This is a genomic window from Streptomyces sp. NPDC056628 (genome assembly GCF_042792555.1).
Taxonomy (GTDB): Bacteria; Actinomycetota; Actinomycetes; order Streptomycetales; family Streptomycetaceae; genus Streptomyces.
Map to the genome: position 1 here is coordinate 163,440 of NZ_JBHTWG010000004.1, position 13,227 is coordinate 176,666.

Below are 13,227 nucleotides of genomic sequence, written 5' to 3' on the forward strand. Positions count from 1 at the left end.
CGGGGAAGCCGATCTGGCACCCTGGACAACCCCGGTTGTCCACAGCTGGGGACGGTTGAACCACACGTTGGGGGAGGTCGGCGAACGACCATGCACGTCACGCATCTTTCGCTGGCCGACTTCCGCTCGTACGCCCGGGTCGAGGTCCCGCTCGACCCGGGCGTCACCGCGTTCGTCGGCCCCAATGGGCAGGGCAAGACGAACCTCGTCGAGGCCGTCGGCTACCTCGCCACCCTCGGCAGCCACCGCGTCGCCTCCGACGCGCCGCTCGTGCGCATGGGCGCCGAGCGCGCGATCGTCCGCGCCCAGGTACGGCAGGGCGAGCGCACCCAGCTGGTCGAGCTGGAGCTCAATCCAGGCAAGGCCAACCGCGCCCGCATCAATAGATCGTCGCAGGTCAGACCGCGTGACGTGCTCGGCATCGTCCGGACCGTGCTGTTCGCCCCGGAGGACCTGGCGCTGGTCAAGGGCGACCCCGGCGAGCGCCGGCGGTTCCTCGACGAGCTGATCACCGCCCGCTCCCCGCGCATGGCGGGCGTGCGCTCCGACTACGAGCGCGTGCTCAAGCAGCGCAACACCCTGCTGAAGTCCTCCGCGCTGGCCCGCCGGCACGGCGGCCGGTCCATGGACCTGTCCACCCTCGACGTCTGGGACCAGCACCTCGCCCGCGTGGGCGCGGAGCTGCTCGCCCAGCGCCTCGACCTGATCGCCGCGATCCAGCCGCTGGCCGACAAGGCGTACGAACAGCTGGCCCCCGGCGGCGGTCCCGTCGCCCTGGACTACAAGCCGTCCGCGCCCGGCGAGGCACACACGCGTGAGGACCTGTTCGAACAGCTGATGGCGGCGCTGGCCGAGGCGCGCAAGCAGGAGATCGAACGAGGCGTCACCCTCGTCGGCCCGCACCGCGACGACCTGCTGCTCAAGCTGGGCCAGCTGCCCGCCAAGGGATACGCCTCGCACGGCGAGTCCTGGTCGTACGCGCTGGCTCTGCGTCTGGCCTCCTACGACCTGCTGCGCGCCGAGGGCAACGAGCCGGTGCTGGTCCTCGACGACGTCTTCGCCGAGCTGGACAGCCGGCGCCGCGAGCGCCTGGCCGAGCTGGTCGCGCCCGGCGAACAGGTCCTGGTGACCGCCGCGGTCGACGACGACGTACCGCAGGTCCTGACCGGGGCGCGGTACGCCGTGTCCGAGGGGGCGGTGGAGCGCGTATGAGCGACCAGCCGTCCGAGAACCCTCCCGCCTCCCCTGGAACACCTGGGGAGGCCGCCAGGACGCCCGAGCCCTCCGGGGTCGACCTCGCGCGCGTGGCGCTGCGGGCGGCCAAGGAGCAGGCACGCGCGCGTGGGGACGCGGCACACCAGAAGAAGCAGGCCCGGCGCGGCGGAGGCCTGCGCTCCGGCGCGCGGGCCGACGGACGCGACCCCTTGGCGCTCGGCGCGGCCATCAACCGCCTGATCACCGAACGCGGTTGGGAGACCCCGGCGGCCGTGGGGGGCGTGATGGGCCGCTGGCCGGAGATCGTCGGCGAGGACGTGGCCAAGCACTGCGTACCGGAGCGGTACGACGAGGACGAGCGGATCCTGGTCGTGCGCTGCGACTCCACGGCCTGGGCGACGAACCTGCGGCTGCTCGCGCCGACGCTGGTCGCCAGGCTCAACGAGGACCTGGGTCACGGGTCCGTCCGGCAGATCAAGGTGCAGGGCCCCGGCGGTCCCGCCCGCCGCTACGGCCCGCTGCGCGCGCCCGGCAGCACGGGCCCGGGCGACACTTACGGCTGAGCCCGTTCGGCACCGGTCCCGGGCGCTGTCTCCGCAGCCCCGCCCCGGCCGAAAAAGCGCCCGAATCAGTCGGCACAGGCGTCTCCGCGGCCCCATCGGACGCAGGTGACAGACATCACATCAGTGTCTCTCTCCGGCCCCGGATCGACGTGCGCGAGGCGTTCGTCGTACAACCGCACGCGGTTGCGAATCGCGAGGGGACTCCGAAGTAGCCAAGGGTTGACGGCTCGAAGCGCTGAGTGCCGCTGTGAGCCTCTTGGAGCCCCCTTCCCTATATCGGGAGTCCTCCGAGCCGGGTTCAGGGCGGCACATGCGGACTCAGGTACCGGCAAACCCCCATCACTGTCAGCGCTACCGGTAGACTGGAAGACAATCCCGCCCCAGTCGTGGGGACCGTCCGGGACACGCTGAGCAACGCTGATCAAGGCTTACCAACGCAACATGCCGCAGCCGCTCCGGCAACCCGCCGACGAGCTTGGCTCGTGCTGTGCCAGAAAGGGCGCTTCGTGGCCGATTCCGGCAACCCCAACGAGAACATTCCGTCCACCGACGCCGGCGCCGACGGCGCGGGCGCTTCGTCGAGCGCCGAGGTCACCTCTTCGTACGACGCCAGCGCCATCACCGTCCTCGAAGGCCTGGACGCCGTTCGCAAGCGACCCGGTATGTACATCGGTTCGACCGGCGAGCGCGGACTGCACCACCTCGTGCAGGAGGTCGTCGACAACTCCGTCGACGAGGCCCTGGCCGGTTACGCGGACACGATCGACGTGACGATCCTCCCCGACGGCGGCGTCCGCGTCGTCGACAACGGCCGCGGCATCCCGGTGGGCATCGTCCCGTCCGAGGGCAAGCCGGCCGTCGAGGTCGTCCTGACCGTGCTGCACGCGGGCGGCAAGTTCGGCGGCGGTGGCTACGCGGTCTCCGGCGGTCTGCACGGCGTCGGCGTGTCCGTGGTGAACGCCCTGTCCACCAAGGTCGCCGTCGAGGTCAAGACCGACGGCTACCGCTGGACGCAGGACTACAAGCTCGGCGTCCCGACCGCCCCGCTCGCCCGGCACGAGGCGACGGAGGAGCACGGCACCTCGGTCACCTTCTGGGCCGACCCGGACATCTTCGAGACCACCGAGTACTCCTTCGAGACGCTCTCGCGGCGCTTCCAGGAGATGGCGTTCCTCAACAAGGGCCTGCGGATCCGGCTCACCGACGAGCGCGAGTCGGCGAAGGCGACCTCCGGCGCGGACGAGGCGGGCGCCGACGAGAAGGCCGAGGTCAAGTCGGTCGACTACCGCTACGAGGGCGGAATCGTCGACTTCGTGAAGTACCTCAACTCCCGCAAGGGGGACGTGGTGCACCCCACCGTCATCGACCTGGAGGCCGAGGACAAGGACAAGCACCTGTCCCTTGAGGTCGCGATGCAGTGGAACAGCAGCTACACCGAGGGCGTCTACTCCTTCGCCAACATCATCCACACGCACGAGGGCGGTACCCACGAAGAGGGCTTCCGCGCCGCGCTGACCTCGCTGATCAACAAGTACGCGCGCGACAAGAAGCTGCTGCGCGACAAGGACGACAACCTCACGGGCGACGACATCCGCGAGGGTCTGACGGCGATCATCTCGGTCAAGCTGAGCGAGCCTCAGTTCGAGGGCCAGACCAAGACGAAGCTGGGCAACACCGAGGTGAAGACCTTCGTCCAGAAGGTCGTCTACGAGCACCTGGCGGACTGGCTGGACCGCAACCCGAACGAGGCCGGGGACATCATCCGCAAGGGCATCCAGGCCGCCACCGCGCGCGTGGCCGCCCGCAAGGCGCGCGATCTGACCCGCCGCAAGGGCCTGCTGGAGACCGCGTCCCTGCCGGGCAAGCTCTCCGACTGCCAGTCGAACGACCCCATCAAGTGCGAGATCTTCATCGTCGAGGGTGACTCCGCCGGCGGCTCGGCCAAGTCCGGCCGCAACCCCGAGTACCAGGCGATCCTCCCGATCCGCGGCAAGATCCTCAACGTCGAGAAGGCGCGGATCGACAAGATCCTGCAGAACCAGGAGATCCAGGCGCTGATCTCGGCCTTCGGCACGGGTGTGCACGAGGACTTCGACATCGCGAAGCTGCGCTATCACAAGATCATCCTGATGGCGGACGCCGACGTCGACGGCCAGCACATCAACACCCTGCTGCTGACGTTCCTGTTCCGCTTCATGCGTCCGCTGGTCGAGGCCGGGCACGTCTTCCTGTCGCGTCCGCCGCTCTACAAGATCAAGTGGGGCCGGGACGAGGTGGAGTACGCCTACTCCGACCGCGAGCGCGACGCGCTGATCGAGATGGGCCGCCAGCGCGGCAAGCGCATCAGGGAGGACTCGATCCAGCGCTTCAAGGGTCTCGGCGAGATGAACGCCGAGGAGCTGCGCATCACGACCATGGACCAGGAGCACCGCGTCCTCGGCCAGGTCACCCTCGACGACGCCGCCCAGGCCGACGACCTGTTCTCGGTCCTGATGGGCGAGGACGTCGAGGCCCGCCGCCAGTTCATCCAGCGAAACGCCAAGGACGTCCGCTTCCTCGACATCTGAGTCGGTCTCAGCTGACCGCACCAGGAAGGATCTTCACCAGCAATGGCCGACGAGAACACTTCCGTCACCCCTGAAGAGGGCGGCGAACTCGCCATGCGTGTCGAGCCCGTCGGGCTCGAGACGGAGATGCAGCGCTCGTACCTCGACTACGCGATGTCCGTCATCGTCTCGCGTGCGCTGCCGGACGTCCGGGACGGCCTCAAGCCCGTCCACCGCCGCGTCCTGTACGCCATGTACGACGGCGGCTACCGCCCCGAGCGCGGCTTCTACAAGTGCGCGCGCGTGGTTGGCGACGTCATGGGCAACTACCACCCCCACGGCGACTCCTCGATCTACGACGCCCTGGTACGCCTCGCCCAGTCGTGGTCGATGCGCATGCCGCTCGTCGACTCCAACGGCAACTTCGGCTCTCCGGGCAACGACCCGGCGGCGGCCATGCGCTACACGGAGTGCAAGATGGCGCCGCTGTCGATGGAGATGGTCCGTGACATCGACGAGGAGACCGTCGACTTCACGGACAACTACGACGGCCGCTCCCAGGAGCCGACGGTTCTGCCGTCCCGCTTCCCGAACCTGCTGATCAACGGCTCGGCCGGTATCGCGGTCGGCATGGCGACCAACATCCCGCCGCACAACCTCCGCGAGGTCGCCGCCGGCGCCCAGTGGTACCTGGAGAACCCCGAGGCCTCGCACGAGGAGCTGCTGGACGCGCTGATCGAGCGCATCAAGGGCCCCGACTTCCCGACCGGCGCCCTCGTCGTCGGCCGCAAGGGCATCGAGGAGGCGTACCGCACCGGCCGCGGCTCCGTCACGATGCGCGCGGTCGTCGAGGTCGAGGAGATCCAGAACCGCCAGTGCCTGGTGGTCACGGAGCTGCCCTACCAGGTCAACCCCGACAACCTCGCGCAGAAGATCGCCGACCTGGTGAAGGACGGCAAGATCGGCGGCATCGCGGACGTCCGCGACGAGACGTCGTCCCGCACGGGCCAGCGCCTGGTCATCGTCCTCAAGCGGGACGCGGTCGCCAAGGTCGTCCTGAACAACCTCTACAAGCACACGGACCTGCAGACGAACTTCGGCGCCAACATGCTGGCGCTCGTCGACGGCGTCCCGCGCACGCTCTCCCTGGACGCGTTCATCCGCCACTGGGTGACGCACCAGATCGAGGTCATCGTCCGCCGTACGCGCTTCCGGCTGCGCAAGGCCGAGGAGCGGGCGCACATCCTGCGCGGCCTGCTGAAGGCCCTGGACGCCATCGACGAGGTCATCGCGCTGATCCGGCGCAGCGACACCGTCGATATCGCGCGCGGCGGCCTGATGGAGCTCCTGGAGATCGACGAGATCCAGGCCAACGCCATCCTCGAGATGCAGCTGCGCCGACTGGCCGCCCTGGAGCGCCAGAAGATCGTCCAGGAGCACGACGAGCTCCAGACGAAGATCACCGAGTACAACGAGATCCTGTCCTCCCAGGTCCGCCAGCGCGGCATCGTCAGCGAGGAGCTCGCCGCGATCGTCGAGAAGTACGGCGACGACCGCAAGACCATGCTGGTGCCCTACGACGGCGACATGTCCATCGAGGACCTCATCGCCGAAGAGGACATCGTGGTCACCGTCAGCCGGGGCGGCTACGTCAAGCGCACCAAGACGGACGACTACCGGGCGCAGAAGCGCGGCGGCAAGGGCGTGCGCGGCACGAAGCTGAAGGAAGACGACATCGTCGACCACTTCTTCGTCTCGACCACGCACCACTGGCTGCTCTTCTTCACCAACAAGGGCCGTGTCTACCGGGCCAAGGCGTACGAACTTCCGGACGCCGGCCGGGACGCGCGCGGGCAGCACGTGGCCAACCTGCTGGCCTTCCAGCCGGACGAGGCCATCGCCGAGATCCTCGCGATCCGCGACTACGAGGCGGCGCCGTACCTCGTGCTCGCCACCAAGGCGGGCCTGGTCAAGAAGACGCCTCTGAAGGATTACGATTCGCCGCGCGCCGGTGGTGTCATCGCGATCAACCTCCGTGAGAGGGAGGACGGCTCCGACGACGAACTGATCGGTGCCGAACTGGTCTCGGCCGACGATGATCTGCTTCTGATCAGCAAGAAGGCCCAGTCGATCAGGTTCACCGCCACGGACGATGCGCTGCGCCCCATGGGCCGTGCCACCTCGGGTGTCAAGGGCATGAGTTTCCGCGAGGGGGACGAGCTCCTCTCGATGAATGTTGTTCGACCCGGTACGTTCGTGTTCACTGCCACCGACGGCGGTTACGCGAAGCGGACCGCCGTCGACGAGTACCGCGTCCAGGGTCGCGGTGGCCTGGGCATCAAGGCCGCCAAGATCGTCGAGGACCGCGGTTCGCTCGTCGGGGCGCTGGTGGTCGAGGAGACCGACGAGATCCTCGCCATCACGCTCGGCGGCGGTGTGATTCGTACGCGAGTCAACGAGATCAGGGAGACGGGCCGTGACACCATGGGCGTCCAACTGATCAACCTTGGCAAGCGCGATGCCGTCGTAGGTATCGCACGCAACGCCGAGGCGGGACGCGAGGCGGAGGAGGTCGACGGCGACGTGGCCGTCGACGAGACCGCCGAGGGGGTCGCGACCACCGGCACGGACGAGGGTGACGCGCCCTCTGCCGAGTAGCACGAGGAGTGAGTCATCGTGAGCGGAGCCACGGGCGCCGGATCGTCCGGTATCCCGGCCGGTTCTCCGGCCGGTTCGGAGACGGGCGGCGGCGGTCGTGGCTCCGCCGCGCAGGCGGCGGACACCCACACCACGCAGCTGAAGGCGATCAAGTCGTCGCCCGCGAAGGGCGCGTCCACGCCCGACGCACCTGGATCCCAGGGGGGAACCGTGACGGACACCTACGCGGCCGGTGGGGGCCCGGCCGCACCGGGGGGCGCCCAGCAGGCGTCGCCCCTGCCGGGTGAACGCCAGCCTCAGCAGGCCGGCGGTCCGTACCACCCGCCGCAGGCCTATCAGACGGCCGGCGGCGGCGCTCCGGCCGGCGCGGTCCGCAAGCCGCGCACCGGGGCGCGTACGACCCCGCGCACCCGCAAGGCGCGGCTGCGGGTCGCCAAGGCGGACCCGTGGTCGGTGATGAAGGTCAGCTTCCTGCTGTCCATCGCGCTGGGCATCTGCACGATCGTCGCGGCCGCGGTGCTGTGGATGGTCATGGACGCCATGGGCGTCTTCTCCACGGTCGGCGGCACGATCTCCGAGGCCACCGGCTCGAACGAGTCGAACGGCTTCGACCTGCAGTCCTTCCTGTCGCTGCCGAACGTCCTGCTGTTCACGTCGATCATCGCGGTCATCGACGTCGTCCTCGCGACGGCGCTGGCGACCCTCGGCGCGTTCATCTACAACCTCTCCGCGGGCTTCGTGGGCGGCGTCGAGCTGACCCTCGCGGAGGACGAGTGAGGCAGGGCCCAGGCCCTGCCGTAAGCCCCCCCGAGAACCGATTTTGGGACTGCCCGTGTCGTGCGCTAATGTTCAGGAGTCAGCGCGCGGGAGACACACCGCAGAGCGCGGCGGGGCTATAGCTCAGTTGGTTAGAGCGCATCCCTGATAAGGATGAGGCCACAGGTTCAAATCCTGTTAGCCCCACCAGCGAGAAGACCCCCGGACCATCGGTCCGGGGGTCTTCTGCATTCCGGGTGAGAGCGGCCGGGAAGCGCGTCCGGGGTACCGGGCGGGAGGCCGTTGTCAGTGGTGGGTGGGAGTGTGGCGGGGTGATCGTGGAACGGGCCTATGCGCATGTCACCGCGGGTGAGGCGGCGGAGGGGCGGTGGCCGTGGTCCGTGCCGTGCGTGCGGCAGCTCGTGGAGGAGGGGCTGCGGTTCTCCGCGCCCGTCACGTTCCTGGTGGGGGAGAACGGCTCCGGGAAGTCCACGCTGGTCGAGGCGCTGGCGGAGGGGTTCGGCCTGGACTCCTGGGGCGGGTCCGCGGGCTACCGGTACGCCAGTGCCCGCGAGCCCTCGGAGCTGGGCTCGCGGGTGCGGTTCGAGGCGACGGCGGCCGGGCGGCGCATGCTGCGCGGGTCTCGGACGCGCCGCAGGGGGTTCTTCCTGCGGGCGGAGACGGCGCTGGACGCGCTGGGCCGGGAGCAGATGACGGGAAGGCTCTCGGGGGCCGTGGACGAGATGAGCCACGGCGAAGGCTTTCTGATGGCCTTCCGCGAGCGTTTCGAGGGGCCCGGGCTGTACGTCATGGACGAACCCGAGGCCGCGCTGTCGTTCGCTTCCTGTCTTCAACTCGTGGGGCTGCTGCATCGCCTGGGGCGTTCCGGTGCGCAGATCGTCTGCGCCACGCACTCACCCGTGCTCACGGCGCTACCCGGCGCCGAGATCATCGAGGTGGGCGACCACGGAATGCGTCCCGCCGGCTGGCGGGATCTGGAGCTCGTCGACCACTGGCGTCGTTATCTCAACGAACCCGGGGCCTATCTACGGCACATCGTCGAAGCGGATTGACGTGCCGCCGTAGCGGAGGGCGTCGTTCTGCGTCGTCGTTCACTGCTGTGTGCTGTGTGCTGTGTGCTGTGTGCTGTGTGCTGTGTGCTGTGTGCTGTGTGCTGCCTGTACTGCTGTTATCGCGTTACGTCCGTACTGCGGGAGGCTGTCGCTCGGGCGGGCCCGAGGGGTCAGCGTTGGTGGGGCACCAGGGGCTGGGCCGGGGAGGCCGCCGTGGCGCACTCGCGGGTCGCCGGGATCGATGCCGCCGCTTCCCTGTCCGAGAGCGGACGGTGCCGGCAGCCGGGGGTCTTTCCGTGGGCCTCCGCCCGGATGCGCTGCTTCATCGTGGGAGGCAGGGCCCTGGCGTAGGACCAGGCCCAGGGGGGCGGCGCCGGCACCGCGAGCTCCGCGCTGCGCTCGCTGTCGTTGCGGCCGGTGTTGCGGGAGGAGGTCTCGGTCTGCGGCGAGGCCGCGGCCGCGGTGTTCGAGACGAAGCCGAGCGCCGTGAACAGCGCGAGGAAGGCGGTGACGATGGCGGTCCACAGATTCATGACCTTGTTCCTGGTCATGGCCCCTCACTTTCAGGTTGGGCGATTTGCGTACTTTCCTCATGATGTTGATGTGGGTCGCGAAGTCATGGACCGACGCCCGTGGCGCGTCGATCTTCAGATGAACAGCACTCGAATGGCTGCATAAGGCGCGAAGAGTGGTAAAAGTGGCGGCAGGCGGCAAAGTCACCCTCCGTCCGGGGGTGATCACTCTCCGGCCCGTTGGCGGTTCGTCCCCATCTACTGGGGTGTGCCGGGCGGCAGTTGAGCCCCCACGCAGGTCACCGATCGGTCTCGGCCGGTGTGTATAGTCGGGCGCCAGAGGTCCCCTACGTCAAGGAAAGACGAGGTCGCGCGGTGAAGAAGCTTCTCCTGGTCGCACTGGCCGCCATCGGCGGGCTCCTCGTGTACCGCCAGATCCAGGCGGATCGCGCCGAGCAGGATCTGTGGACGGAGGCGACTGACTCCGTGCCCACGGGTTCGTGAGCCGTCACGACGGATTCGACACCGACCCCGGCCGCCGACGCGGCCGGGGTTTCGTGTGTTCGGAGCAACGCACGGCGACCGTTCCTCGAGTTGCGGAAGCCGGCCACAGCGTCTAGACGCCTCCGTTTCGGACGGGCGTACGGAATGCGGGGGTGCCGGGTCGCCGGGCTGGGCAGGATGGGCGACGGTCCGGAAGCGACGACGAGGGGTGGCGCGGGATGAGACGGCGTACGGGGGCACGGCAGGGGGCGCGTACGGCGCGTCACGCGGGCCGTGCGCGGTCGGCCGCCGTGGGGGCGCTGCTGCTGTGCACGACGGCCGCTCTGCCGGTGCCCGCGGCGCTCGCCGCCGGGACGCCGGGTCCGTACGGCTTCGCCCCGGACGCCACGAGCGTCGCCGGCGCGCCTACCACGGCCGGTGCGAAGCCCCTCTCCGCCGGGACGACGTACCGCAGTTCGCTGCCCGGCGACGGGGTCGTCCACTACTCCCTCGAACTCGACGCCACCTCCGACACCTACGTCTCCGCCACCGCGGCCCCCGCCCCCGGCAGCACGGTCTCCGCGGGCGAGGGCATCAAGGTGACCGTGCAGGACGCCGCCGGCCGCTCCTGCTCCTTCGACACCGAGACCTTCGGCATCGTCCGCAGCGCCCGTCCGATCGCCGCCTGGGGCGCCCGGGAGATCTCCGCCGACCGGCCCCGCTGCAAGACGGCGGGCACCTACGACGTGGTCGTCGAGCGCGTCGGTACGCCGGTGACCGCGCCGGACGCCTGGGACCTGGAGCTGTTCGTCGTCTCCGAGCCGGCGCTGCGCGAGCCCGCTGCCGAGGTCCCGGAAGCCTGGAACTCGCGGACCCCGGCGCCCGCCACCGGCGAGCCCGTCGCGCGCGAGGGCGGCTCGGGCTTCGCCTCGGCGGTGCCCGTCGGCCCGGGCGTGTGGGGTGCGGACATCGAGCCCGGCGGCACGCTCTTCTACAAGGTGCCGGTCGGCTGGGGCGGGCAGCTCTCCGCGACCGCCGAACTGGCCGCCGCGGACGGCCGGGGCGGCTACACGACCGGCGCGCTGAGCCTCACGCTCTACAACCCCGCGCGCGGGTTCGTCGACGACGTGAGCGCCAACTACGCCGGCCGGCGGGAGTCCGCCGCACTGCCGCCCCTGCCTCCGGTCGCCTACGAGAACCGGTACGCGGGACCGGACCGGCTCAGCGCCATGCGGTTCGCCGGTTCCTACTACCTGGTCGTGCACCTCGCGTCCGAGGTGGCCGACAAGTTCGGCGACGGGCCCTTCGGCGTGGCCCTGCGGGTTCGGACGGACGGCTCGGAGAAGGCCGTGCCCGACTACGCGGGTGAGCCCAGGCCGGACGACGTCTTCGAGGCCGTGCCCGTGGACCTGGAACTGGGCGAGGTCACCGAGGGCCCGGCCAAGGGCGGTACGGCGGGTGGAGGCGGGCACGGGGATGCCGCGATGACCGTGCTGGCGGTGAGCGGCATCGGTACGGGGACGGCTCTGCTGGGGGTACTCGGCGTGTGGAGGGTGGTCGCGCGCCGGAGGCTCGGTAGCCCGTAGGAGCGCCCGGAGGGCCAGGAGAGCGCGGCGGTCGTGCGCCGGGGCTCAGATCCGGCTGAGCGCCCAGAACCCCACGACGTAGCACACCAGCGCCAGCAGCAGGAGCGGGACGGCCACCTTGGCGGGAGGACCGGGCCGGCGCACGGCCCGATGACCGGCGCGACGACGGGGCTGCGCGACGGGCGGCGATGAAAAGGGAACCTGCGGGCTCTGGGCGGTGTATGAGGCAGTAGAGGCGTCGACGCGGTGATACGGCGTCGGTGCGGGTGCGGGTGCGGGTGCGGGTGCGGGTGCGGGTGCGGGTGCGGCTGCGGGAGTGGGCGTCGGCGGCTCCGCGGGGGCCGGGGGCCCGTACGGGTGCTGCGGGACGGGGGATCGATGGGCGGCGAGGTCGCGGGTGCGGTCGTACGGCGGTGGGGGCGCGGTGGCGCGGGCGGTGGACGCGGTGCTGTCGGGCGGGGGCAGCGGGAAGCTGCCGGTGTCCGACATGTTGGGCAGCCGATGGCCGCCGGCGGACGGTGAGGGGGCCGTGGGCGTCCGGATGCCCTGCCGCGGCGCCTCGGGGCGGTGTGGGGGCGGTGCCGGCGCGGGAGCGGACGGCACCGGTGGCGCCACTGCAGGTGGGGCCGGTATGGATGGCGCCGACACGGGTGGGGACGGGACGGGGCGAGGTGGCACGGAAGGCGGGTGGTCCCCGGTCAGGGACGCGGACGAGCCGGCTCCGGCCGGTCCGGACCTGTCCACCCGCAGGGCACCCGAGGTGGTGCCCGTCCCGTCGATCACCCCGGGCGCGCGCGTCTGGGGCCCCTCCGGGCCGAATCCCACCGGCAGGGGGCCGAGTTGGTCGAAGATCTCGATCAGTTCGTCGTCGGGGCCGGGTTCCGGGAGGAGCTCTGCGGCCGACGCGAGGGCCTTGCGCGCGCCCGTGGCGGTGCGGAACCGCGCGTGCGGATCGGGCTGGAGCAGCGTCGCGACGATCTGCCACAGCGGCTCCGGAATGCCCTTGGGCGGGCCCGGTGTGCCGTGCTCGGTGAAGTACTGCACGAGCGCCTTGGCGTCCGGCTTGGCCCCCTCCAGCAGGTACAGCGCCACGAGTCCCACGGCGAACAGATCCGCCGGGAAGTCCGGGTCGGAGCCGAGGAGTTGCTCGGGAGCGAGATAACCGGGCGTCCCCACCACGAGGTTGGTCTCGGTCAGCCGCGGCTCGCCCAGCCGCATGGCGATGCCGAAGTCGGACAGCCGCAGCCGGGGTCGAGCCGTCCCGGTGGCCTCCAGGAGCACGTTGGCGGGCTTGACGTCCCGGTGGACGACGCCTTCGGCGTGCACGGCCGCCAGGCCCGCCAGCAGCTGGTCGAGCAGTGTGCACACGAACGAAGGCGGCAGGGGCCCGTAGTCCCCGACGAGGTGGACGAGCGAACCGCCGCCCACCAGGTCCATGGTGAAGAGGACCTTGTCGTCGTCCGCGGCCCAGCTGGCCGGGGCGAGCACGTGAGGGTGGTCGATCCGCAGGGCCTGCTCCCGGACGAACCGCAGCAGCGAGTGCGCGTCGCTCTGCTGGAGCACCTTGGCCGCCACGTACCGGCGGCGGCGGTGGTCCCAGGCACGCCAGACGGCACCGACGCCTCCGCGCCCGATCGGGTCGGCCAGTTCGTACCGGCCGGCGAAGACCTCACCCATGGCTGTGCGTCGCTCCTCCCCCTGTGGTCATCCCCCTTGCTTCCCCCACGACGGCCGATACGACTCCTCCCGCCCGGCTCCCCGTGGGGCGCGGTCCTCGGAAGCACCGGCGGGCCGGCGTCCACTCAGCCGTCGGCCCGGTCGCCGATCCCCTTCGG

The 13,227-nt window shown here is 70.5% G+C and carries 10 protein-coding genes and 1 tRNA gene; 9 read left to right on the forward strand and 2 right to left on the reverse strand.

Annotated features, from left to right (window positions below; all coding sequences use genetic code 11):
* Positions 1 to 90: 90 nt before the first annotated feature.
* From recF to ACFRAC_RS08370, 7 genes are all read left to right on the forward strand, one after another.
* Positions 91 to 1,212, forward strand: coding sequence for a DNA replication/repair protein RecF (recF, locus tag ACFRAC_RS08340; protein WP_382922390.1), 1,122 nt, complete (start codon positions 91 to 93; stop codon positions 1,210 to 1,212).
* Positions 1,209 to 1,778: a DUF721 domain-containing protein gene (locus ACFRAC_RS08345; RefSeq protein ID WP_382922392.1), complete on the forward strand. Its 570-nt coding sequence runs from the start codon at positions 1,209 to 1,211 to the stop codon at positions 1,776 to 1,778. The genes recF and ACFRAC_RS08345 overlap by 4 nt, the downstream gene beginning before the upstream one ends.
* Before the next feature lie 506 nt (positions 1,779 to 2,284).
* The gene (gyrB, locus tag ACFRAC_RS08350; protein WP_382922394.1) at positions 2,285 to 4,345 is read left to right on the forward strand and encodes a DNA topoisomerase (ATP-hydrolyzing) subunit B; all 2,061 of its coding nucleotides are present in this window, start codon (positions 2,285 to 2,287) and stop codon (positions 4,343 to 4,345) included.
* Positions 4,346 to 4,387: 42 nt separating this feature from the next.
* Positions 4,388 to 6,982 (forward strand): DNA gyrase subunit A, encoded by a 2,595-nt coding sequence (gene gyrA / locus ACFRAC_RS08355; RefSeq protein WP_382922396.1) that lies wholly within the window; start codon positions 4,388 to 4,390, stop codon positions 6,980 to 6,982.
* 18 nt (positions 6,983 to 7,000) lie between these two features.
* Complete coding sequence (locus ACFRAC_RS08360) at positions 7,001 to 7,759, forward strand: DUF3566 domain-containing protein (protein WP_382922398.1); 759 nt, start codon at positions 7,001 to 7,003, stop codon at positions 7,757 to 7,759.
* Between the two features lie 112 nt (positions 7,760 to 7,871).
* Positions 7,872 to 7,948 (forward strand) — tRNA-Ile (locus tag ACFRAC_RS08365).
* Positions 7,949 to 8,070: 122 nt separating this feature from the next.
* The gene (locus ACFRAC_RS08370) at positions 8,071 to 8,811 is read left to right on the forward strand and encodes an AAA family ATPase (protein ID WP_382922400.1); all 741 of its coding nucleotides are present in this window, start codon (positions 8,071 to 8,073) and stop codon (positions 8,809 to 8,811) included.
* Positions 8,812 to 8,981: 170 nt separating this feature from the next.
* Here the strand turns inward: ACFRAC_RS08370 and ACFRAC_RS08375 are convergent, their stop codons facing one another.
* Positions 8,982 to 9,362 (reverse strand): DUF6344 domain-containing protein, encoded by a 381-nt coding sequence (locus ACFRAC_RS08375; RefSeq protein ID WP_382922402.1) that lies wholly within the window; start codon positions 9,360 to 9,362, stop codon positions 8,982 to 8,984.
* Positions 9,363 to 9,698: 336 nt separating this feature from the next.
* On the opposite strand from ACFRAC_RS08375, the gene ACFRAC_RS08380 reads away from it, so the two are divergent.
* Positions 9,699 to 9,827, forward strand: coding sequence for a DLW-39 family protein (locus tag ACFRAC_RS08380; protein ID WP_003999697.1), 129 nt, complete (start codon positions 9,699 to 9,701; stop codon positions 9,825 to 9,827).
* Positions 9,828 to 10,045: 218 nt separating this feature from the next.
* Positions 10,046 to 11,392, forward strand: coding sequence for a hypothetical protein (locus tag ACFRAC_RS08385; RefSeq protein ID WP_382922404.1), 1,347 nt, complete (start codon positions 10,046 to 10,048; stop codon positions 11,390 to 11,392).
* Between the two features lie 45 nt (positions 11,393 to 11,437).
* Here ACFRAC_RS08385 and ACFRAC_RS08390 read toward each other — a convergent pair whose 3' ends face one another.
* Positions 11,438 to 13,069, reverse strand: coding sequence for a serine/threonine-protein kinase (locus tag ACFRAC_RS08390; protein WP_382922406.1), 1,632 nt, complete (start codon positions 13,067 to 13,069; stop codon positions 11,438 to 11,440).
* Positions 13,070 to 13,227: the final 158 nt, after the last annotated feature.